Below are 22,272 nucleotides of genomic sequence, written 5' to 3' on the forward strand. Positions count from 1 at the left end.
CAACGCTTACGCCCGTCCCACCCTAATAGTTATCCACAGGTTAACAGGGCAGGTTGCAGAGGGTAAGCAGGGGTTGAGCGAGAATCACGGCTCGTGACAAAATAGCAACAAACAAGAGCTAGCTGTGAGTTTTCCACGGCAGCCGCGCGTGATCGACCTTGATGCATCGGTCCATCACTACGGTCAGGCCCGCCGCCTCGGCCTTGGCGGCGGCGGCCTCGTCGCGGAGGTCGAGCTGCATCCATATCGCCTTCGGCAACGGGCGGAGCGTCAGCGCCTCATCGACGATGCCGGCGAGCGCCTCCTGGCGCCGGAATATGTCGACCACGTCGACCGGCTCGGGAACGTCGGCGAGCGTCGCGTAAACCCGCTGCCCCAGTATCTCGCGGCCGGCCTGGCCGGGGTTCACCGGGACGACCCGGTAGCCGGCGCGCAGCATGTAATCCATGACACCGTAGACGGGCCGCGCCGGATTGGTCGAAGCCCCGACCACGGCGACGGTGCGAACGGAGCCGAACAGCGCGCGAAGCGTTGGATCGGTTGGGTTTTGATGGGCCACGGCACGCCTCGTTTCTAGCGTCGGTTGCGATTGTTGCTGCAGAGCAACATTAACCTTGCTTGATTCGCCGAACCCGCGAAATCGGTGGCGAAATATTACGATGCCGTTAAATTGCGCGGTGGGCACGGGGTTTGTTGCGTTTGTGGAGTTATGTGATGCGTAAGGAATTTCTCGCTGGCGCGAGCGCGCTGGCGTTTGGCGTGTTGGCAGCGGCCGGGTCCGCCTCCGCCGCCGACCTGTCGGTGGTGACGCCGCCGGCACAGCTTCCCGGCTCTGCTCCGATCATCGGCTGGACTGGCTTTCACGTCGGTGTTCACGGCGGTTACGCCTTGGCAGGCGCTGACGCTGAATTCGCCAATGGCGCTGTCGGCGCACGCGACCTCACCCCCAAGGGCGGGTTCGCTGGCGTTCAGGTCGGTTACGACTGGCAATTCGCCAGCGGGCTGGTGGCCGGCATCGAGGGTGACTGGTCGTGGGCGGGCATCACGGACACCCAGACGGGTCCCGGCGCTGGTCCTCCCGGCATCATCAGCATGCAGCAGCAGATTACCCAACTGGCCTCAGTGCGTGGCCGCCTAGGGTTCTCTTCGGGCCGTTGGCTGCCGTACGTAACGGCTGGCGTCGCTTGGGGTACCGGAACGCGCACGGAGTCGCTGGCGTTCAACGGTGCGAGCACGCAGACGCACGTCGGCTGGACGGCAGGTATCGGCGCGGAATACGCGCTGACCCAGAAGTGGACGGTCCGCGGCGAGTATCGTTACACCGATCTAGGCACGAAGAACTACGCGGTTCCCGGCCCCGCGGGCGGCACCAACGTGCACTTGGTGGCGAGCAGCTTCCAGTTGGGTCTGAACTACCGCTTCTAATAGCGGTGACAGCTTCCTCCGCAATCTGAGGTGCCCGGGATTTTCCCGGGCGCCTCCAATCTTGCTGCACATTTGCAACAGGCCGCTGCGAACTCGCATTGGCCCCGCCCGACAGCGGGGAAAACTGCCACCTCCACAGTTCCCAATTCTCGGATTTTGCGCCTAGTTCGTCCCCGGCGGACTAACGAGCACAATTCGATTCTCAGGAGGCTGGACAACAATGAAGTTTCTCGCACACGGCAGCATCGCGGCCGTCGCACTATCGGCCATGCTCGCGGCGGGCTCCGCCGGAGCGGCCCCCGTGGCAGCAAATTGGACCGGCTTCTACGTCGGCGCAGTCGGCTCTTATGGTGGGGGCAATTCGACGGCGGCATTCACCGCACCAACGTCCTCGCCTGACATCACATCCTGGAAGGCGCTCGACGTCCCCGCAAACGGCGGGCTGCTGGGCATAACGGTGGGCTACAATTTCGCCGCGATGAACAACATGGTCTTCGGCATCGAAGGCGACGCTTCCTGGGGCCGCATCGGCGGACACGCCTTCATGGATTCGAGCAGCGTTCCCTACAATCCGAATCCAACGGACGGCTGGATGACGCAGACTTACTTCGCCACCCTGCGCGCCCGCCTGGGCTGGACGTCGACGCTGATGAGCAACCCGACGCTGTTCTATTTGACCGCCGGCGTTGCCACCACGGACGGCTTCCGCGAAATCACCAACCGGACCGTCGGATACTCCGACGCCAGGGCGACCCACACCGGCGGCGTGTTCGGCGGCGGCGTTGAGTCGAAGATCACCGACACCTGGTCGTGGAAGGCGGAGTTGCTCTTCGCCGATCTCGGCACCCAGAGCTATCAGCACAGCTATTCGCCGGTCGTCACGGCCGTGCACCTGACCGACACACTCTTCCGTTTCGGCATCAACAAGCACTTCTAGAAATTCGTCCCCGGCGCGCCAGCGCCGGATCGAAGAAGGAGCCTCGCGGGCACAACACCGCGGGGCTTTTTCGTTTTTGGGGCGGAGGTCTTTGCCGCGTCGTCGCCTCAAGGAGGGGCGAAGGCCAAACGTACCCATCGTTCGAGTCCGCTGCGGCACACGCCTCCCCAAAACCGCTCGCGGTTTTGGCCCTCCCCCAAGGGGAGGGCTCAACAAGCGGAGTTTGTTGAGGCCGGGTGTTTCAACAAGGATGAACCCTCCCCTTGTGGGAGGGTCAAACGGCCAAAGGCCGTTCGGGGCGGTGTCGCCCGCTCGACAATTGGTGATCTCACGCGCGAAATATGCCGGTATCATAATACCACATAGGCAAGTCTCTGATTTCACTTGCATTTATTCCGCGCATTTGCTTGACCGTGTGCGCCCTTCCCTATAGAAACCGCGCACCTTGGCGGCACCCTTTGCCGCCTTCGCTTTGAAACGAGCCCGAGACAATCATGTCCACGTTCAATCTCAAGGCCGCCGACGTTCAGAAGAAGTGGGTTCTGATCGACGCGGACGGCCTGGTGGTCGGGCGCCTGGCGGCGATCATCGCCCGCCGGCTGCGCGGCAAGCATCTTCCGTCCTACACCCCGCACGTCGATTGCGGCGACAACGTCGTCGTCATCAACGCCGACAAGGTCGTGCTGACCGGCCGCAAGCGGACGGACAAGACCTACTACTGGCACACCGGCTACATCGGCGGCATCAAGGAGCGCACCGCGCGCCAGATCCTCGAGGGCAAGTTCCCCGAGCGCGTTCTGGAGAAGGCGGTGGAGCGCATGATCCCCGAGGGTCCGCTCGGCCGCAAGCAGCTCAAGAATCTCCGGGTCTACAGCGGCGCGGAACATCCGCACGCCGCGCAGAACCCGGAAGCCATCGACATCGCGGCGCTCAGCCGCAAGAACCAGAGGGCCGCATAACTATGGCCGACCTGCAGTCTCTCCAGGATCTGAAGCCCGACGTCGCCTCGGCTCCGGTCTACGTTCAGAAGCTCGATGCGCAAGGCCGCGCCTACGCCACCGGCAAGCGCAAGAACGCGGTCGCCCGCGTCTGGATTTCGCGCGGCGCCGGTAAGATCATCATCAACGGCAAGGACTTCTCCGCCTACTTCGCGCGGCCGGTCCTCCAGATGGTCGTGCAGCAGCCGATCCTCGCCGCCACGCGCAACGGCCAGTACGACGTCAACGCCACGGTCGCCGGCGGCGGCCTGTCCGGCCAGGCCGGCGCGGTCCGCCACGGCATCTCGAAGGCGCTCACCTACTACGAGCCGGACCTCCGCGCCGTGCTCAAGAAGGGCGGCTTCCTCACCCGCGACTCGCGCGTCGTCGAGCGCAAGAAGTACGGCCGCGCCAAGGCCCGCCGCTCCTTCCAGTTCTCCAAGCGCTAGCCGCGCAAGGAATTCGGAAAAAGGGCGGGCCCAAGGGTCCGCCCTTTTTGTTTGTGCATGTGCGCTTGAGGCGACCCCCTCCCGCCCTCCCCCTTTCAGGGGAGGAGTTCATCGAGTTCGTTGCGTGTCGTTGCATCAAACGCAGAAGAGCCGCTCCCCCTGAAAGGGGAGGCTGGGAGGGGTCCACCCTCCCAACACGCAGTGTGATAAATCAAAGGCCATGACCCAGAGCCCGAAATCGCCGACCGACAACGCCTTCACCGGGCCGCTGAAAGGCGGCGCGCAGGAGCCGACCTACGGCGGCGCGCTGTCGTTCATGCGCCGGCGCTACACGCGCGAGCTGGCCGGCGTCGATGCGGTCGCGTGGGGCATCCCGTTCGATCAGGCGACGACCAACCGGCCGGGCGCGCGCTTCGGGCCGCAGGCGATCCGCCGCGCCTCGGCGATCATGGATGGCGACCCGCAGTATCCCTTCCACGCCGACCCGTTCGCGACGCTCGCCGTCGTCGATTACGGCGACGCATATTTCGATTATTCCCGGCCGATGGATTTCGCCGCCGTGATCGAAGCGGAGGCCGCGAAGATCATCGCGTCCGGCGCGCAGCTTTTCTCGCTGGGCGGCGATCATTTCGTCACCTACCCTCTGCTCAAGGCGCACGCCGCCAAATACGGGCCGCTGGCGCTCGTGCAGTTCGACGCACACCAGGACACCTGGCCGGACCACGACGGCGCGATCTCGCACGGCTCGTTCGTCGGCCGCGCCGTGAAGGAAAATCTCATCGATCCGCACCGCTCGATCCAGATCGGCATCCGCACGCACGCGCCGGAAGATTTCGGCATCGCGATGCTGGGGCCGGACGCGGTCGATACGCTGGGTGTCGCCGGCATCGCCGAACAGATCAAGGAACGCGTCGGTGAGATGCCGGCGTATCTCACCTTCGACATCGACTGCCTCGATCCGGCGTTTGCGCCGGGCACCGGCACGCCGGTCGCCGGCGGTCTCTCAAGCCGCGAGGCGCTGGCCATCCTGCACGCCCTCGGCCCGATCGATTTTGCCGGCGGCGACGTCGTCGAGGTTGCGCCGGCCTACGACCATGCCGATATCACCGCCATCGCGGCATCGACCATCGCGATGTACTACCTCGGCCTGCTTGCCGAGCGGCGGAAGGGAGAAGACACGTGAGCGCGACGGTTTTCATCGACGGCGAGGCCGGCACCACCGGCCTGCAGATCCGGCAGCGGCTGGAGGGGCGGAGCGACATCGCCATCGCCTCGATCGACGCCGCGCGCCGCAAGGACCCGGCCGCGCGCGCCGAGATGCTGAACGACGCCGACGCCGTGATCCTCTGCCTGCCCGACGACGCCGCGCGCGAGGCCGTCGGCATGATCCGCAACAACCGCACCCGCGTCATCGACGCATCGACCGCGCATCGCGTCGCCGAAGGCTGGACGTACGGCTTCCCCGAGATGGACGGCGCCCAGCGCGCCGCGATCGTCGGCGCCGGCCGCGTCTCCAACCCCGGCTGCTACGCAACCGGCGCGATCGCGCTTCTGCGGCCGCTGGTCGAGAAGGGCCTCGTGTCGAAGGATTGGCCGGTGACGATCAACGCCGTGTCGGGATATTCCGGCGGCGGCAAGTCGCTGATCACCGCGTTCGAGGACGAGACCTCGCCAAACGCGACCCACGATAACTTCCGGCTCTACGCGATGGGCGTGGTGCAGAAGCACATCGAGGAGATCCAGGCCTATTCGGATCTCGCCGGCCGGCCGCTGTTCATCCCGAGCGTCGGCCGCTTCGCGCAGGGCATGCTGGTGTCGATCCCGCTGCAGCTCTGGGCGATGCCCGGCAAGCCGACGCTGGAGGCACTGCACGGCGCGCTGGCCGAGCACTACGAAGGCGAGCATTACGTCACCGTCGAGCCGCTGGAAGAGACGCTGGCGATCGGCAACGCGTCCTCGCTCGATCCGCGCAATCCGGAGCCCGAGGGCCTCAACGACACCAACCGCATGACGCTGTCGGTCTACGGCAACCCGAAGCATCAGCAGGCGGTGCTGCTCGCCAAGCTCGACAACCTCGGCAAGGGCGCGTCCGGCCAGGCCGTGCAGAACCTCAATCTCATGCTCGGCCTCGAGGAAACAGCGAGCTTGCCGTAGTCGCAGGTTCGCCAACGTCGCGACATTCGCCTGTCACTCTCCCGATGCAGCATTGCGGCATCCAACATCGGGAGAGACAAGATGCTCCGCGCCCTCGCAATAGCGCTTCTCTGCGCGTCCGCGTTTTCGTCGGTGGCCTCGGCCGCGCCGATCAAGTCGCTGCGCTTCATCGGCGCCGCGACCGTACCGAACGACGCCAAGGTCGATGGCGCGCTGGTCGGCGGCCTTTCCGGCATCGACTATGACGCCGCGGCCGGCGACTTCGTCGCGATCAGCGACGACAAGTCCGACATCGCGCCGGCGCGCTTCTTCACGGTGAAGCTGACCTTCAGCACCGATCGTCTTTTCCGCGCCGACATGGAGCACGCCGTGACGCTGCTGCAGGCGAGCGGCCAGCCTTACCCGAATTCCAAGGCCGGCGGCGAGGTGCCCGACCCGGAAGCAATCCGCATCGATCCGGAAAACGGCAACGTCTGGTGGACGAGCGAAGGCGACCGCAACAAGAACCTCAACCCGTTCCTGCGCGTCGCCGACCGCACCGGCAGGCAGGTCGCCGACATCCCGACGCCGCCGATCTTCGCGGTCCACTCCGACAAGGAAGCCGGCGGCCGCCACAACCTCACCTTCGAGTCACTCGCCTTCGCGCCGGGCGGCAAGTCGGCGTGGCTCGGCATGGAGGAGGCGATCTACGAGGACGGCCCGATCGCGACGCCGAAGGCCGGCGCCGTCGCCCGTTTCACCGAGCTCGATCGCAGCGGCAAGGTACTGCGCGAGGTTGCCTACCCCGTCGACGCGATCCCCGCGACGCCCGGCGAAGGCAAGGGCGCCGACAACGGCGTCAGCGATTTCCTCGCCGACGACAGCCACCTGATCGTCGTCGAGCGCTCCGGCGTGCAGGCCGCCGACGGCCAGTACAAGGACTACATCCGGCTCTACGACGTCGATCCCTCGGCCGCCACCGACGTGAGCGCCCTGCCCGCGCTCACCGGCGCGACCTACACGCCGGCGGCGAAGCAGCTCCTGCTCAACCTCGACACGGCCAACATCGGCTACGTCGACAACATCGAGGGCATAAGCTGGGGGCCGAAGCTGGCGAACGGCAGCGAGACGCTGATCCTGGTGTCGGACAACAACTTCGGCGCCACGCAGATCACGCAGTTCCTGGCGTTCGAAGTCACGCGCTAGGCGCGAGCGCGATCCGCACCGGCAGCGGCGGCAGCATGGCGCGGAGGTGCGTGACGGCGTAGCTGAGCACGATCACCGCGCCGAGCTGGTGCAACAACGCCAGCGGAAGGGCCACCATCGTCAGCAGCGTCGCGACGCCGAGCGAGGCCTGCAGCAGCACGAGGAAGGCGAGCCGCTGCGAGCCCGGCGCCTGCGGCGTGCGGCTCGCGAACAGCGCGTAGAGCAGCGACACCGCGAACAGCACGTAGCCGCCCAGCCGGTGATCGAACTGCACCGTCGCGACATTCTCGAAAATATTCCGCCACCACGGCTCCTGCAGGAACAGGCCCGAGGGCACCAGCGCGCCGTCCATCAGCGGCCAGGTGTTGAACGTCAGCCCGGCATCGAGCCCAGCGACCAGACCGCCGAGAAAAATCTGCACGAAGGCGAGCGCGACAATCAGCACCGCCGCGGCGCGGGTCGGCGTCGCCGCCGGCGTGTACGAAGGCGCCAGGCTGCGCGCCGTCCACAGCACATACGCGAGGATGAAGCAGGCGAGCGTCAGGTGCGTCGTCAGCCGGTATTGGCTGACGTCTGTGCGCAATTCGAGGCCGGACGCGACCATCCACCAGCCGACCGCGCCCTGCAGCCCGATGAGCAGAAGGATCGCGACCAGCCGCGGCTTCAGCGCGCGCTCGATGCGCCCCGTGGCCCAGAGCAGGACGAGCGGCAGGAGAACGACGACGCCGATGAGCCGGGCGAGCAGCCGATGGCCCCACTCCCACCAGAAGATGCCCTTGAAGTCCGCGAGCGTCATGCCCGGATTCAACTGGAACTCGGGGATCTGCTGATACTTGGAGAATTCGTCCTGCCAGTCGGCGTCGCTGAGCGGCGGGATGACGCCGTGCACCGGCTGCCATTCCGTTATCGACAGGCCGGCGTGGGTGAGCCGCGTCGCGCCACCGACCACGACGATGCCGATGATCATGAGCGCGACGAGATGGAGCCAGGCGCGCACCAGCCGGCGGTCGCGCGCCGGATCGCGCATCGCGACAATCGGCCCTTCGGCGGCGAGCGTGGTCATCCCTTCCCTCTCCTTCGCCGCTTCGATATAGCCCGGATGGCCGCGAGGCAATCGCGGCAAGACCGCACGGGGAATCATGGCGCTGCCGAAGAAACCGCGGAGAATATTGGGGACGGCGCTGTTGCTGATCTTCATTCCGGCATACGCGCTGCTGGCGGTCCGCATTGCGGTGGCGCACGTCCCCGAGGACGCGATCCTGCTGCAGACGATCTACTTCGCCATCGCCGGGCTGGTATGGATCGTGCCGGCCGGGCTCATCATCCGCTGGATGTTGCGGCCGGAGGCGGAAGCTTAGGTTTCCGCCGGGAGGATAGACACCCTCCCAAACGGCCTTTTGACCCTCCCACAAGGGGAGGGTTCATCCTTGTGGGAACGCTACGCTCCAGCAATCTCCGCCTGAGCCCTCCCCTTGTGGGAGGGCCAAAACCGCAAAGCAGTTTTGGGGAGGGGTGTGCCGACCCAGAACGCGGCGCGTCCGCCCTCGCCTACGCCGCCTCGCCCGAGGCCATGTCCGCCCGCTCGCCCGAATGCGGCGACGGCGGATCGACCACCAGCAGCATGATCTCCGCGTCCGACACGTCGCCGATGCGGTCGAACGCATTGACCGTGCGCGGATCGCTGGCGCCGAATTCCGAGACGACCATCGCCGCGCCGCAGGCCGGACCGACGACGCCGATCATCTCGTCGCTGGCATCGAGCAGCACGTAGTCGTAGGTCAGCGTCAGCGCGGAGAGCACCGTCTCCAGCCGCTCGTCATCGAGAAGATCGCGGCCGAGCGGCTTGCGGCCGGCGGGGATGAAATGCACCCGCGACTTGCGATCGCGGAAGATGACCTGCGCGAACGACGCGTCGCCGTCGAACAGATCGGCGAAGCCGGGGAGATCGGGTCCCTCCCCCATCGACGCGGCATCGGCGCCGTCGCCGCGGAAATCGACCAGCACGACGCGCGCATCGGTACGCGCCAGCGCGCGGGCGAGCGCCACCGCACCGAGCGGTCGGCCGTCGCTGTCGCTGCCCTCGGCGAGCGTGACCAGGATGCGTTTGGCGCCGGTCTCGACCACCTGATGCGTGATCTGCTTCAGCGACTCCTCGACGCGGTCGATCATCTCGGGAACCAGCGTCGGCTCCTTCGGCATCATGCGGCGCACGCTGTGATCGTCGGCCCAGCGCGAATGGCCGTCGACCGGCTTGGCGTCCGGCACCTGCGGCAGCGCCTCGGCGAAGGTGACGCCGCGCATCGGCCGGCCGCTGGCGAGTTCGCGCAGGAGCAGGAAGGCGATCGCCAGGATCAGCGCCGCGAAGGTCGCGGCGAGCGTCATCGGCGTCTTCTTCGGGAAGTCGGGATCGTTGGCGACCGAGGCGCGCGAGATGATGCGCGCGTCGGCCGGCAGGTCGTTGCCCTGCTCGCGCGCCAGCGCCTCGCGATAGCGGCCGAGATACGACTCGAGCAAGTCGCGGTCGGCGGCCGCCTCGCGCTCCAGCGCGCGCAGTTCCACGCCATCGTCGCCGGCCGTAGCGGCGGTCTGCTTCAGGCCGACGAGGCCGTTCTGGATCTCGTCTTCCCGCGCGGCCGCGAGCTTCGCCTCGCCTTCGAGCGAGTCGAGAATCTTGCGCGCCTCGCCGGCGATCTGGTCGTCGAGGCCGACAAGCTGCGCATTCAACTCGCGCATCTTGGGGTGCGCCGGCAGCAGCGTCGCGTTGAGCTGCGCGATCTGCGCCCGCAGCGCCACTTCCTGGCCTATCAGGTTCTGGATGAGCTGAGAGTTGAGGACGTCGCTGACGTTCGGCACGTTGTTCGACTGCAGCGCCTGCCGTATCTGCGAAGCCTTCGCCTCGGCGTCGGCGCGGGCAGCGCGCGTGCGGGTGAGTTCCGCGTTGAGGTCGGAGAGCTGCTGCTGCGGCAGCGTCGTGGTCGCCGTGCCAGTCCCACCGCTGCTCGTGTCGAACAGATCGTGCATCGAGCGATACGTCTCGACCTTCGCTTCCGCCGCCTGCACCTTGCCGCGGAGATCGACGATCTGGTCGGACAGCCACTGCGCCGCATCGGCGGTCGTGTCGTGCTTCGCCGCCTGCTGGAGCGTCAGGTACTCGGCGGCGACGGCGTTGGCGACGTCGGCGGCGAGCTTCGGATCGGTCGATTCAAAGTCGATGCCGATGACCCGCGAATTGTCGACGGCGTAGACCGTCAGCTTCTGGTAGTAGGCGTCGAGCACGCGATCTTCCGAGACCGCGGTGCTGTCCGGCTTCGAGAGGCCGACCTTCTGCAGCAGCTTGGTGATCAGCGACGGGTTCGCCTTCGGGTCGAACTCCGGCTTGTGGATAAGGTCGAGCTTGCGCACCACCGCCAGCGCCAAATCGCGCGAGCGGATCAACTGCACCTGGCTGGTGATCGCCTGCTGGTCGATGGCGCTCGCGGCATCGTTCGCGCTTTGCGTCGGCGCGGTCAGGCTGGTCTCGCCGGACTGGATGAGCAGCGTCGTCTCGGACTTGTAGACCGGCGCAAGCTGCGCCAGCAGCGTGTAGGTGCCGATCGCGACCAGCACGACGAAGACAATGAGATACGGCAGGCGCTGGCGAAGCGCCCCGAGCAATGCCTTGAAGTCGACCTCCACGTCCGTCGCCGGGACCGGCTGGTTTTCCATGGCGCGAGACTCACCTTCCCAGAGCTTCTTTGCCGGGATGATGGGGAGTTATGGTAATCACATCGTTAATTTTGGCTCATGAGCAGTATACCTTCGGTTAAGCTTGCTTAACAATGTATTAGCGGCGCCGGATACGAAGGAAACCAAGTGTTCATTTTTACGGCGCGTTAACCATACGGGCTCGATCATCCGGCCAGAGATTCTCCCGAGGCCAAAGCCCCGATGCGCCTGCACGCCCTGCCCCTGCTTCTCGGCCTCGTGCTGCTCACCGGCTGTGCCGGCACGCCCTACGTTCCCGACGCTACGCATGCGGAACTCGTCGCGCCCTACCAGCTCGACGCCGGCGACCAGTTGCGCGTCATCGTGTTCGGCCAGGACGATCTCTCCAACACCTACCTCGTCGACCAGTCGGGCCATATCGCCATGCCGCTGATCGGCAGCGTGCCGGCGCGCGGGCTGACCACCGCCGCCGTCGAGGCCGAGGTCACGCGGCGCCTCGCCGCACAATATCTCCGCCACCCGGACGTCTCGGTCGAGGTCGGGCAGTATCGTCCGTTCTTCGCGATGGGCGAGGTCGGCACGCCCGGCCAGTTCGCCTTCCTCCCCGGCATGACCATCCAGCAGGCGATCGCGGTCGCCGGCGGCTTCACGCCGCGCGCCGATAAATACACCGTCGAGGTGACGCGCAGCTACGGCGGCCGCGTCGAATCGGCGCGTTTGAAACTTTCCGATCCGATCATGCCCGGCGATACGATCTACGTGCGCGAGCGCATCATCTGAACCGCGATGCGAAACGATGAGCTTCGGCAGATGATAGCGGGAAGCGGCCGGCCCAATGCCCCGGCGCCGCTCCGCATCATTCACATGCTGCAGAAGCCCGGCGGCGGCGTTCTTCGCCACGTCGGCGATCTCGTCGAGGCGCAGCACAAGGCCGGCAACCACGTCGGCATTCTCTGCGACACGATCGACGGCGACGGCAACGAGGCGGAGGTTTTCGCCCATCTCGAGCCGATGCTGGCGCTCGGCCTCATCCGCGAGCCGATGCGCCACGGCATCACGAACGCCCGCGGATTCCTGGCTCTTGCCGAGCGCATCGGCAAACTCGATCTCGATATTCTGCACGGCCACGGCGCCCGCGGCGGCGCCTACGCGCGGACGATCGGCACACGCTTGCGGGCATCTGGTTCCCGCGTATCCCGCATCTACACCCCGCACGGCGGCCGGCTGCACGCCGACCCGCGCAGTTTCCGCGGCCGCGCCGCGCTGCGCTGGGAGCGCTGGCTGGCGCGCTTCACCGATGCGTTCATCTTCGTCAGCGAATTCGAGCGCGATGCGTTCCTGGCCAAGGTCGCCAAGACCACACGGCCAGTGGTCGTCGCCTACAACGGGCTGAAGCCGGACGACTTCGCGCCGGTCATCCCGGCGGCGGCGGCGCGCGACTTCGCTTTCATCGGAGCGCTCCGCGACCACAAGGGGCCGGATCTGTTCATCGGCGCCCTCGCCCTCATCCGCCACCGCAGCGGCAAGGCGCCGACGGCGGTGATCGTCGGGTCGGGTCCGGACGAGCAGAAGTACCGCACCGTCGTCTCCGAGCTCGGCCTCACCGACGACGTCGAGTTCCATACCGCGCGGCCAGCGCGCGACGCGATGACGCTGGCGCGCACCGTCGTCGTTCCCTCGCGGCTGGAATCGATGCCCTACATCGTGCTCGACGCGATCGCCGCGGGCATGCCGCTGGTCGCGACCCGCGTCGGCGGCATCCCCGAAATCTTCGGCGCCGACGCCGATCGCCTGGTGCCGCCGAACGATGCGCTGGCGCTCGCCGATGCGATGGCGGCGGTTCTGGCGGCTCCCGGCGCGGCGCTCGCCAAGGCCGCGGCGCTCAACATCCGCATCCGTTCGATCTTCACGGTCGAGGCGATGGCGGCGACGGTCGAGGGCGTCTACCGCGCCCACGCGCCGCATTAAGATTAACCGCAGGTTTAACGGACAAAACAGAACGAATTTAGCTACTTAGGCAGGCGTTTCCCGCCTGTCCGCACTATCTCGCGGCTAGGCCAACTCGCGGGATTTGCGGCCCATGAACCAGTACGCCAAGCACACCGAATCCATCGCCCGCCTCCCGGCATCGTCCGTGATCGGCCCGCACGGGTTGGTGCGCGCCGAACGCCCGCTGCGGATCGTGCACTGCTTCCGCTCACCGGTCGGCGGATTGTTCCGCCACGTCCGCGACCTCGTCGAGGCGCAGCGCAGGGCCGGCCACGACGTCGCCATAGTCTGCGACTCCTCCACCGGCGGCGCCTTCGAGGAGCGGCTGTTCGCCGAGATCGCTCCGACGCTGTCGCTGGGCCTCCACCGTTTTCCGATGACGCGCGAGGTTTCGCTCGCCGACGCAGCCGCTGCCTGGCGCGCGCTGGGCGAAATCCGCGCGCTAGGGCCGGACGTGATCCACGCCCACGGCGCCAAGGGCGGCGCCTACGCCCGCATCATCGGCACGCTGCTCCGCGCGACCGGCACGCGCGTCGCCCGCATCTACACGCCGCACGGCGGCAGCCTGCACTACGATCCGCAGAGCCGGCAGGGCAAAGCCTACTTCGCGATGGAACGCCTGCTCGGCCACATGACCGACGCGTTCGTCTTCGTCAGCCAGTACGAGGCCGATGCCTACATCGCCAAGGTCGGCAAGCCGAAGGCGCCGGTGGCGATCGCGCTGAACGGCCTCCGCGAGGAGGAGTTCGACGTCGTCACGCCCGATGCCGATGCCCGCGACTTCCTGTTCATCGGCATGATGCGCAGCCTCAAGGGGCCGGAAGATTTCATTCGCGCCCTGGCGCTGATCCGCGAACGCACCGGCCGCGCGCCGACGGCATGGATGGTCGGCGACGGCGACGAGAAGCCGTGGTTCCGCCAACTGGCCAAGGTGCTGAACCTCGACAAGGCCATCGCCTTCCGCGACGCCATGCCGGCGCGCCAGGCCTTCGCCCTCGCCCACGCAGTCGTGGCGCCCTCGCGGGCCGAGTCGATGCCGTACCTGATCCTGGAATCCATCGCCGCCGGAATGCCGACCATCGCCACGCGCGTCGGCGGCCTGCCGGAAATCTTCGGCGCCGAGTCCGATCGCCTGGTGCCGGCGCAGAATCCCGCCGCGCTCGCCGACGCGATGATGCGCGCGCTGGACGATCCGGCCGGAGCCCCCGCCGACGCGGCGCGCCTGCGCGCCATGATCCGTCCCCGCTTCGCCGTCGAAGCAATGGCCGCGACCGTGGCCGGCGCCTACGCGCGGGTGGTGACGCCACGTTAACGACGCCCGGTGAGCGACACACCGTTCCGAGTGACCGGCAAGCGTTTGTTAGCCGGGGGAAGCATAGGCCCTTAGCCAGGGAAGAAACGGCGGGAATGAACGAGACCGTGACTCACACCACAGACCCCGGCATCCACGCCAGCGCCGTCACCGCCGATAGCGCCGTCGTCGCCACGCCCGTCGGCGCGCCGCGCGTCGCCGTCCTTTCCGCCGCCGCCCGCGCCGCCGCCGCGACGCTCGCCCGCCGCTCGCTGTCGCCGGTCATCTTCACCGGCGCCGCGCGGCTGCTCGAGTTCACCGTGCTCCTGGCGCTCGGCGCCGTCATCTACGCCGTCTACGTCGTGCCGACCGACGGCTTCGACTCGTTCTACGCCGTGCCGCTGATCGGCGGTTCGCTTGCCGCGCTGTTCATCATCCAGGCCGCCGACGGCTACACCATCGCCGCGCTCCGCCATGGCGTGCTCCGCCTCGGCCGCGTCTGGCTCGCCTGGACCGGCGTGTTCGCCATCTTCGGCGCCATCGCCTTCCTCACCAAATCAGGCGACGCCTATTCGCGCGTGTGGATCATCACGTGGTACTTCGCCGGCCTGGCGGCCATCGCCGTGGTCCGCCCGTCGATCGCGGCCTTTGCCCGGCGCTGGACCGAGTCCGGCCTGCTCGAGCGGCGCGCCATCGTCGTCGGCGGCGGCGCCGCGGCCGAGGAGCTGATCAGCGCGCTGGCGAGCGAGCCCGACAACGATATCCGCATCTGCGGCATCTTCGACGACCGCAAGGACGACCGCTCGCCCTCCGTCGTCGCCGGCTACCCGAAGCTCGGCACGGTCGCCGAGCTGGTCGATTTCGGCCGCATCGCCCACGTCGATCTGCTCATCGTCGCGCTGCCGCTGACCGCCGAGACCCGCCTGCTGCAGATGCTGAAGCAGCTCTGGGTGCTGCCGGTCGACATCCGCCTGTCGGCGCACGCCAACAAGCTGCGCTTCCGCCCGCGCTCGTATTCCTTCATCGGCACGCTGCCGTTCCTCGACGTCTTCGACAAGCCGATCACCGACTGGAACTCGCTGCTGAAGCGGATGTTCGATATCGCCGTCGGGTCGCTGGCGCTGCTGCTGCTGTCGCCGATCATGCTGGCGACCGCCATCGCGATCCGCCTGGAAAGCCCGGGACCGGTGTTCTTCCGCCAGAAGCGCTACGGCTTCAACAACGAGGTCATCGACGTCTGGAAGTTCCGCTCGATGTACCACCGCTTCGCCGACCCGCTGGCGAAGAAGGTCGTGACCAAGAACGATCCGCGCGTCACCCGCGTCGGCCGCTTCATCCGCCGCGCCTCGATCGACGAGCTGCCGCAATTGTTCAACGTCATTCGCGGCGAGCTGTCGCTGGTCGGCCCGCGGCCCCACGCCGTCAACGCCCATACCGCGGAGCGCCTGTTCGAGCAGGTCGTCGACGGCTACTTCGCCCGCCATCGCGTCAAGCCCGGCGTCACCGGCTGGGCGCAGATCAACGGCTGGCGCGGCGAGATCGACACGCCGGAGAAAATCCGCCGGCGCACCGAGTACGACCTCGACTACATCGAGAACTGGTCGGTGATGTTCGACATCAAGATCCTGGCGCTGACGCCGTTCCGCCTGTTCGACAAGACGGGGGCGTATTGAGCGCGCTCGCGCTCGACGGCAGCGCCGCGGCGCCGGTGCGCTGGCGCGCCGGCCTGCGCATTGCCGACCTTGCCGTTGCGGCCATCGTGTTCCTTGGCGGCTTCGTCATCTTCGAGCCGGCGCCGTACGAGCTGCTGCTTGTCCCGACCCTTATCGTCTGGGCCGTCTTCGGCATGCGCCTCAATCTCTACACGCTGCCGCTCACCGTCCTGCTGCTCTGCTACCTCGCCGGCGGGTGGCTGTCGTTCACCCAGATCGACGCCTTCAACAAGCCGTTCATCTACATGGCGACGACGACGTTCCTCGCCGCCTCCTCGGTGTTCTTCGCCGCCGTCATCATGGAGAATCCGGCGCGGCGCATGGAGATCATCAAGAATGCCTACGTCGCCTCGGCCGTGATCGCGGCGGCGATCGGGGTGCTCGCATACTTCGAGATTTTGCCGCACTCCGATCTGTTCAAGCGGTACGACCGCGCCATGGGTCCCTTCCAGGACCCCAACGTCTTCGCCCCCTTCCTCGTGCTGCCGCTCTGCTTCCTGGCGCGCGACATCCTCACGCGCAAACTGCGCGAGTCGCTGTGGGAGATCCCGGCGTTTCTCATCATCCTGCTCGCGACCTTCCTTGCCTTCTCGCGCGCCGCGTGGGGGCTCGCGGTCTTCGGCGTCCTTGTCGTCGCCTACCTCGCCTTCGTCGAATCGCAGCGCTCGCTGATGCGCTTCCGCCTCGTCGCCTATCTCGTCGGCGGCGGCGCCGCGGTGATGATGATGCTGGCGGTGGCGATCAGCATCCCCGCCGTCCGCGACCTCTACGTCCAGCGCGCCCACGTCGTGCAGGATTACGACGAGGGCCGCCTCGGCCGCTTCGAGCGCCAGGAGATCGGCTTCTTCCTGATCCAGCAGCGCCCATTCGGCCTCGGCCCCTTCGAGCTCGGCAAGCAGCTCGGCGAAGACGAGCACAACATGTGGCTCAAAGGGTTCACCGTCTACGGCTGGCTCGGCGGCTTCTCGTACATCATCCTGGTGCTGTGGACGCTCGCCGCCTCCGCGCCTCTTCTCTTCAAGCCGCGACCGTGGACGCCGATCGTGCAGAGCGCCTTCGCCGTCTACCTCGGCCACGTGCTGCTGATGCACAGCGTCATCGATAACGACCACTGGCGCCATCTCTTCCTGCTCTACGGCATCCTGTGGGGCGCGATCGGCACCGAACGCATGCTCCATCGCGAGCAGCGCCGGACGGCTACCGCCGCCACCGCACTTGCCGCGCGCAATTAACTCTCCTCGCGGGCTTCGCTTTCGGCGCAACCATCGATCGCATAAGCCTGAGAGCGGAGGCGCAAAACGGACGGGGCATGACGTGAAGCGCGAAAACCGCATCGAGACGCTCGACCTGCTGCGCCTGCTCGCCGCCTTCTCGGTCGTCGCCTACCACTACACCTTCCGCGGCGCCGCCGCCGACGACATGACGTGGCTCTCGCTGCCCGCGCTGACGCCGGTCACCAAGTACTGCTACCTCGGCGTCCAGCTTTTCTTCGTCATCAGCGGCTTCGTCATCGCCTATTCGGCGGAAGGCCGCACGGCAAAACAGTTCGTCGTCGCCCGCGCCGCCCGCATCTACCCGGGCTTCATCGCCTGCATGACGCTGACGTTCGTCGCGACCATCGCCATCGGCGCACCGCGCTTCACCGCGACCGGCGGGCAGTGGCTGGCGAATCTTTTGATCTTCTCGCCGGCGCTCAAGCAACCGTTCATGGACGGCGCCTACTGGTCGATCGTCTACGAGATCATCTTCTACGGCTGGGTGCTGGTCCTGATCGCGACCGGCCTCTTCGCCCGCCGGCTGCCCATCGTGCTGGCGATCTGGCTCGCCCTGTCGCTGGTCAACGAGATGTTCCTGCACTCGGTGCCGCTGCGCCGTCTCTTCCTCACCGACGACAGCGGCTTCTTCGCCGCCGGCATCGCGCTCTACCTTCTCTTCACCGGCAACCGCACGTTCGCCACGTTCCTGCTGCTCGCCGTCGCGACGATCGTCGGCGCCAAGGAAGCCACGATCGGCGCCGAATGGCAGCGCACGCACTTCGGCATCCCGTTCTCCGACGCCGTCATCGTCGCGATCAGCTTCGCGACCGTCGCGCTGGTGGCGCTAAGCCTCATCCCGCGCCGCCTGCCGCTTCCCGCCGCGCTGGTCTTCGCGCTGGGCGGCCTCACCTACCCGCTCTACCTCCTGCACCAGCACCTGGGCTTCATGATATTCAACCGGTTAGAGGGCGCCGCTGCGCCTCCCGCCGCGATCGCCGCCGGCACGCTGCTCGCCATCCTCGCGCTGTCGTACCTGATCTTCCGGTTCGTCGAACGGCCGGGCCAACGCCTGCTGAAAGCGACGCTGCCCCAGATTCTCGTCTGGCCGCCACGGCTGCCGTCGCGATCGCGGGCAACGCCGACATCCACGACACGGCCCGCCGGCGCCGAGGCGCCCTGAGGCGCGTTGCACTGGCGGAAGGCGATCCCTATAGTCCGCGCCGTCGGAGCGTGGCGCAGCCTGGTAGCGCACTTGACTGGGGGTCAAGGGGTCGCAGGTTCAAATCCTGTCGCTCCGACCATCCGCCTTCGCTGATTTCGGCAAAGCCGAAATCTAGCTACGGCGTGATTACGTCGTAGCGTGCGAAGCGGATGTCACGCCGTAGCGCCGCAGGCGCGAAGGCGGACTTTCCTGATGAAATACGTCTACATGCTGCAAAGCGTCGAATTCCCCGGCCGCTATTATGGGGGGCAACACTCGATCTGAAGCGGCGGTTTGGCGAACATAACGACCGGCTCTCGCCGCACACCAAGAAGTTCGCTCCCTGGAGGCCGGTCGGCTACGTTGCGTTTTCCGATCATGCCAAGGCAGATGCCTTCGAGGCGTACCTCAAGACTGCTTCCGGCCGCGCGTTTGCAAAGAAGCATTTCTAGGACTGGAGTCCCTGATGTCCAAGCCCCCCGAACGCCGCCGCCCGTCCGACCCGATGAAGGCCGCCGAGGCGCTATTCAAGCCGCAGGCGCCGAAGATTCCGGCGCCGGCGGCGAAGCCCGCCGCGATCCCCGGTGTGAAGGAGAGCGTGACGCTGCGCCTCGATCAGGACGTGCTGGAATTTTTCCGCGAGGACGGCCCGGGCTGGCAGCACCGCCTCAACAACGCGCTGCGCAAGATCGTCGAGGACAGCCGCGGTTAGGCTAGCTCCCCTCTCCCTGGAGGGAGAGGTGACCAACTGGCGACGTCAGTCTCTCGCCTGATCCAGCAGCCGCTTCAGTTCCAGCAAATCCGACAGCGTCGACTGCAACCGCCGGATTTCGTCCGGTGCCAACCCGGCCGTTGCCCGCCCGCCGCTCGACGGCGGCGGTGCCGTGCGGAATTCCCGCGGGTCGAACGTCGGTTCGATGTGGTCGTCGGCCTCTGCGTCGCCGTCGGCGGCCACAGCCTCGTCGCCTTCATCCTCGGGCAGCGCCAGCGCCTCGACTTCCTCGTCCTCGCCGATGTCTTCCGGCTGCGGCGTGAAGGCTTCCGACATGTCGCCGCGGCCGGCGCCGATGACGAAACGCGGGCCCTGCTCCTTGAGGATGCGCTGGACGCCGCGGATCGTGTAGCCCTCGCCGTAGAGCAGGTAGCAGATGCCGCGGAGCAGATCGATGTCGTCGGGGCGGTAGTAGCGCCGGCCGCCGCCGCGCTTCATCGGGCGTATCTGGGCGAAACGCGTCTCCCAGAAGCGCAGCACATGCTGCGGCAGCTCGAGCTCCTCGGCGACCTCGCTTATCGTGCGGAAGGCTTGCGGGCCCTTGGACGCCATGCGTTCCCGGGAGGCTCGCCCCTACCCGCTCCCGTTCGCCTTGGCGGCGTCGTGACCCTCGCCGCTGCCATCGACCAGCGTCTCGTTGATCTTCTGCTTGAGCACGTTGCTCGGCTTGAAGACCATGACGCGGCGGGGAGAAATCGGCACTTCTTCGCCGGTTTTCGGGTTGCGCCCGACGCGTTCGCCCTTTTTGCGGACGACGAAAGAGCCGAAGGAGGAGAGCTTCACGGCCTCGCCGCGCACGATGGAGCCGCAGATCTCATCGAGCACCAGCTCGACCAGATCGGCGGATTCCGTCCGAGACAGCCCTACCGTCTGGTAGACCGCCTCGCACAGATCGGCGCGCGTCACCGTCTTGCCAGCCATGGCCTCGCTTCCGATGGATGGTGCCGCAATGCGGAATTCTTTCCAATCAAACCAATACGTTACCCTATTAGCAGCCGTTGCGAGAATCAACCGACCCCGGCTGATTCGCGCCGCCGTGACATGAGCGCCACGATTGGCAATCGGAACGGTCTACCACCGGAGAATTGCGGAGCCCCACGTGAAGCCGCCACCCATGGCTTCCAATAGCAGGAGGTCGCCCTGCTTGATGCGACCGTCGTCACACGCTTCCGCGAGCGCGAGCGGGATCGATGCGGCCGATGTGTTGCCGTGCCGGGCGACGGTGCGCACCACCTTCTCGGTCGGGATGCCGAACTTGATCGCGGTGGAGTCGATGATGCGCACGTTCGCCTGGTGCGGCACGAACCAGTCGATGTCGGCAGCAGTGAAGCCGGTCGCGGCGAAGGCATCTTCGATGACGTCGCTGACCTTCGCGACGGCGTGCTTGTAGACCTCGCGCCCCTCCATGCGGAGGTGGCCGACGGTGCCCGTCGAAGACGGCCCGCCGTCGACATACAACTTATCTTTGTATCGTCCGTCGGAGCGCAGATGCGACGACAGCAGGCCGCGATCCTGCATCGTGCCCGGCTGCACTTCGCGCGACAGCACCACCGCGCCGGCGCCGTCGCCGAACAGCACGCACGTCGAGCGGTCGGTCCAGTCGAGCAGCCGCGAGAAGGTCTCGGCGCCGATCACCAGCGCCTTGTCGGCGTGGCCGGCGCGCAGCATCGCGTCCGCGGTGGAGAGGCCGTAGACGAAGCCGGAGCACACCGCCTGCACGTCGAAGGCCGCGCCGCGCGTCATGCCGAGTTTCTCTTGCACGGTGACGGCAGCGGCGGGAAAGGTGTTGTCCGGCGTCGCCGTCGCCATGACGATCATGTCGATGTCGTCGGGCCCGAGATTGGCGGATTCCAGCGCCTTCAGGGCGGCGTTGGTGGCAAGGTCGGAGGTCAGTTCGCCGTCCGCCGCGATGTGGCGTTCGCGGATGCCGGTGCGCTGCTGGATCCACTCGTCGGACGTGTCGACGATCTTGGCGAGATCGGCATTCGTCAGGATTTTTTCGGGCAGGTACGAACCGTGGCCCACGACGACCGAACGGATGGCCGTCACATCGCACCCGTCTTCTGGGCCACCGTCTCGGTCATGCGCGCCTGCGTCTCTCTATACGCCGCAAGGTCGCTGTTGATCTCGTCGACGATGCTGCTCCGCGCCATCGTGTAGCCGATCTCGATGGCCGATGCGAAGCCTTCCGCGTCTGTGCCGCCGTGGCTCTTGATGACGATGCCGTTGAGGCCGAGGAAGACGCCGCCGTTCGACGCGTTCGGATCGAGCTTGACGCGCAGCGACCGGAAAGCGCCGCGCGCGAACAGGTAGCCGATGCGCGCCATCAGCGACGCGTTCATCGCCTCGCGGATGTAGCCGGCGATCTGCTTGGCGGTGCCCTCGGCGGCCTTGAGCGCGATGTTGCCGGCGAAGCCTTCCGTCACCACGACGTCCGCCCGGCCCTTGCCGATGTCGTCGGCCTCGACGAAGCCGACGTAGTCGAGATCGGCGAGCGCGGCATCCTTCAGCATCTGCCCGGCGAGGCGGATCGGTTCCAGCCCCTTGACCTCCTCGACGCCGATGTTGAGCAGGCCGACCGTCGGCCGCCGCTTGGCGAGCAGCGTGCGCGCCATCGCCGCGCCCATCACCGCAAACTCGAACAGCGCGTCGGCATCGGCGCCGATCGAGGCGCCGCAATCGAGCACCACGCACTTGCCGGTGAGCGTCGGCCAGATGCCGGCGATCGCCGGGCGGTCGATGCCGGCCGGCGAGCGCAGGCAGAATTTCGCCATCGCCATGAGCGCCCCGGTATTGCCGGCCGAAACGGCATAGCCGGCCGCACCGTCCTTCACCGCCTCGATCGAGCGCCACATCGACGAGACGCGGCGCCCACGGCGGAGCGCCTGGCTGGGCTTGTCGTCCATTTTGACCGACACATCGCAATGCTCGAAGGTCGCCGCGGCCTTGAGGGCAGGCTCGCGGTCGAGCAGCGGCAGCACGACGGCCTTTTCGCCGAACAGGCGGAACTTCATGTCGGGATGGCGGGAGAGCGCAATCGCGGCGCCGGGCAGGACAACTTCCGCCCCCCTGTCGCCGCCCATCACGTCCAGCGAAGCAGTGACCGTCGCCGTCATCCGTTTCCCTACCCGGGACTCTCCGTCTCGCGCGGAGTTCCGCCGGCCGCCACCAGAGGTGGGCGAGAGTACAGGCTTCCCTATGACAAACAAAGGCTTTCTG

23 protein-coding genes and 1 tRNA gene are annotated in these 22,272 nt (G+C 67.0%); 17 read left to right on the forward strand and 7 right to left on the reverse strand.

The features are described 5' to 3' along the window. Positions 1 to 118: 118 nt before the first annotated feature. Complete coding sequence (locus WDM94_10475) at positions 119 to 559, reverse strand: CoA-binding protein (protein MEJ0013027.1); 441 nt, start codon at positions 557 to 559, stop codon at positions 119 to 121. 155 nt (positions 560 to 714) lie between these two features. On the opposite strand from WDM94_10475, the gene WDM94_10480 reads away from it, so the two are divergent. The 7 genes from WDM94_10480 to WDM94_10510 all read left to right on the forward strand — a co-directional run bounded on the left by WDM94_10480 (position 715) and on the right by WDM94_10510 (position 7,127). After that, positions 715 to 1,425: an outer membrane protein gene (locus WDM94_10480; GenBank protein MEJ0013028.1), complete on the forward strand. Its 711-nt coding sequence runs from the start codon at positions 715 to 717 to the stop codon at positions 1,423 to 1,425. A 220-nt stretch (positions 1,426 to 1,645) separates the two neighbouring features. Then, a complete protein-coding gene (locus WDM94_10485; GenBank protein ID MEJ0013029.1) occupies positions 1,646 to 2,362 on the forward strand; it encodes an outer membrane beta-barrel protein in 717 nt (238 codons plus the stop codon). Positions 2,363 to 2,856: 494 nt separating this feature from the next. After that, positions 2,857 to 3,321: a 50S ribosomal protein L13 gene (gene rplM, locus WDM94_10490; GenBank protein MEJ0013030.1), complete on the forward strand. Its 465-nt coding sequence runs from the start codon at positions 2,857 to 2,859 to the stop codon at positions 3,319 to 3,321. Positions 3,322 to 3,323: 2 nt separating this feature from the next. Next, positions 3,324 to 3,788 carry a 30S ribosomal protein S9 gene (gene rpsI, locus WDM94_10495; protein MEJ0013031.1) on the forward strand — a complete coding sequence of 155 codons (465 nt, stop codon included), beginning with the start codon at positions 3,324 to 3,326 and terminating at the stop codon, positions 3,786 to 3,788. A gap of 220 nt (positions 3,789 to 4,008) precedes the next feature. After that, positions 4,009 to 4,971, forward strand: a complete 963-nt coding sequence (gene speB, locus WDM94_10500; protein ID MEJ0013032.1) for an agmatinase — start codon at positions 4,009 to 4,011, stop codon at positions 4,969 to 4,971. Beyond that, entirely contained in the window at positions 4,968 to 5,942 is a 975-nt protein-coding gene (gene argC / locus WDM94_10505; protein ID MEJ0013033.1) for an N-acetyl-gamma-glutamyl-phosphate reductase, read from the forward strand. The genes speB and argC overlap by 4 nt, the downstream gene beginning before the upstream one ends. 81 nt (positions 5,943 to 6,023) lie before the next feature. After that, a complete protein-coding gene (locus WDM94_10510) occupies positions 6,024 to 7,127 on the forward strand; it encodes an esterase-like activity of phytase family protein (protein ID MEJ0013034.1) in 1,104 nt (367 codons plus the stop codon). On the opposite strand, the gene WDM94_10515 is transcribed toward WDM94_10510, so the two are convergent. After that, entirely contained in the window at positions 7,117 to 8,190 is a 1,074-nt protein-coding gene (locus WDM94_10515; protein MEJ0013035.1) for a COX15/CtaA family protein, read from the reverse strand. The two genes, WDM94_10510 and WDM94_10515, sit on opposite strands and share 11 nt — an antisense overlap. A gap of 76 nt (positions 8,191 to 8,266) precedes the next feature. On the opposite strand from WDM94_10515, the gene WDM94_10520 reads away from it, so the two are divergent. Further along, on the forward strand, positions 8,267 to 8,485 hold the full coding sequence (locus tag WDM94_10520) for a DUF2842 domain-containing protein (GenBank protein MEJ0013036.1): 219 nt from the start codon (positions 8,267 to 8,269) through the stop codon (positions 8,483 to 8,485). Positions 8,486 to 8,675: 190 nt separating this feature from the next. Here the strand turns inward: WDM94_10520 and WDM94_10525 are convergent, their stop codons facing one another. Next, positions 8,676 to 10,832, reverse strand: a complete 2,157-nt coding sequence (locus WDM94_10525) for an exopolysaccharide transport family protein (GenBank protein ID MEJ0013037.1) — start codon at positions 10,830 to 10,832, stop codon at positions 8,676 to 8,678. Between the two features lie 222 nt (positions 10,833 to 11,054). On the opposite strand from WDM94_10525, the gene WDM94_10530 reads away from it, so the two are divergent. The 9 genes from WDM94_10530 to WDM94_10570 all read left to right on the forward strand — a co-directional run bounded on the left by WDM94_10530 (position 11,055) and on the right by WDM94_10570 (position 18,993). Then, complete coding sequence (locus WDM94_10530; GenBank protein MEJ0013038.1) at positions 11,055 to 11,612, forward strand: polysaccharide biosynthesis/export family protein; 558 nt, start codon at positions 11,055 to 11,057, stop codon at positions 11,610 to 11,612. 30 nt (positions 11,613 to 11,642) lie between these two features. Beyond that, positions 11,643 to 12,800: a glycosyltransferase family 4 protein gene (locus WDM94_10535; GenBank protein ID MEJ0013039.1), complete on the forward strand. Its 1,158-nt coding sequence runs from the start codon at positions 11,643 to 11,645 to the stop codon at positions 12,798 to 12,800. A 112-nt stretch (positions 12,801 to 12,912) separates the two neighbouring features. Beyond that, entirely contained in the window at positions 12,913 to 14,133 is a 1,221-nt protein-coding gene (locus WDM94_10540; protein ID MEJ0013040.1) for a glycosyltransferase family 4 protein, read from the forward strand. A gap of 95 nt (positions 14,134 to 14,228) precedes the next feature. Further along, entirely contained in the window at positions 14,229 to 15,785 is a 1,557-nt protein-coding gene (locus WDM94_10545) for an undecaprenyl-phosphate glucose phosphotransferase (GenBank protein ID MEJ0013041.1), read from the forward strand. Beyond that, complete coding sequence (locus WDM94_10550; protein MEJ0013042.1) at positions 15,782 to 17,056, forward strand: hypothetical protein; 1,275 nt, start codon at positions 15,782 to 15,784, stop codon at positions 17,054 to 17,056. Before WDM94_10545 ends, WDM94_10550 begins: the two co-directional genes overlap by 4 nt. Before the next feature lie 82 nt (positions 17,057 to 17,138). Then, positions 17,139 to 18,260 carry an acyltransferase gene (locus WDM94_10555; GenBank protein MEJ0013043.1) on the forward strand — a complete coding sequence of 374 codons (1,122 nt, stop codon included), beginning with the start codon at positions 17,139 to 17,141 and terminating at the stop codon, positions 18,258 to 18,260. 44 nt (positions 18,261 to 18,304) lie between these two features. After that, positions 18,305 to 18,381: transfer RNA gene (locus tag WDM94_10560), tRNA-Pro, on the forward strand. Positions 18,382 to 18,451: 70 nt separating this feature from the next. Next, complete coding sequence (locus WDM94_10565) at positions 18,452 to 18,733, forward strand: GIY-YIG nuclease family protein (GenBank protein ID MEJ0013044.1); 282 nt, start codon at positions 18,452 to 18,454, stop codon at positions 18,731 to 18,733. Between the two features lie 14 nt (positions 18,734 to 18,747). Beyond that, a complete protein-coding gene (locus WDM94_10570) occupies positions 18,748 to 18,993 on the forward strand; it encodes a BrnA antitoxin family protein (protein MEJ0013045.1) in 246 nt (81 codons plus the stop codon). Between the two features lie 45 nt (positions 18,994 to 19,038). Here WDM94_10570 and WDM94_10575 read toward each other — a convergent pair whose 3' ends face one another. The 4 genes from WDM94_10575 to plsX all read right to left on the reverse strand — a co-directional run bounded on the left by WDM94_10575 (position 19,039) and on the right by plsX (position 22,169). Continuing rightward, positions 19,039 to 19,605: a MerR family transcriptional regulator gene (locus WDM94_10575; protein ID MEJ0013046.1), complete on the reverse strand. Its 567-nt coding sequence runs from the start codon at positions 19,603 to 19,605 to the stop codon at positions 19,039 to 19,041. A gap of 21 nt (positions 19,606 to 19,626) precedes the next feature. Next, on the reverse strand, positions 19,627 to 19,974 hold the full coding sequence (locus WDM94_10580) for an integration host factor subunit alpha (protein MEJ0013047.1): 348 nt from the start codon (positions 19,972 to 19,974) through the stop codon (positions 19,627 to 19,629). Positions 19,975 to 20,124: 150 nt separating this feature from the next. Next, positions 20,125 to 21,102, reverse strand: a complete 978-nt coding sequence (locus WDM94_10585) for a beta-ketoacyl-ACP synthase III (GenBank protein ID MEJ0013048.1) — start codon at positions 21,100 to 21,102, stop codon at positions 20,125 to 20,127. Continuing rightward, positions 21,099 to 22,169 carry a phosphate acyltransferase PlsX gene (plsX, locus tag WDM94_10590; GenBank protein ID MEJ0013049.1) on the reverse strand — a complete coding sequence of 357 codons (1,071 nt, stop codon included), beginning with the start codon at positions 22,167 to 22,169 and terminating at the stop codon, positions 21,099 to 21,101. Before plsX ends, WDM94_10585 begins: the two co-directional genes overlap by 4 nt. Positions 22,170 to 22,272 lie beyond the last annotated feature (103 nt).

This window comes from Bauldia sp. (assembly GCA_037200845.1).
Classification (GTDB): Bacteria; Pseudomonadota; Alphaproteobacteria; order Rhizobiales; family Kaistiaceae; genus DASZQY01.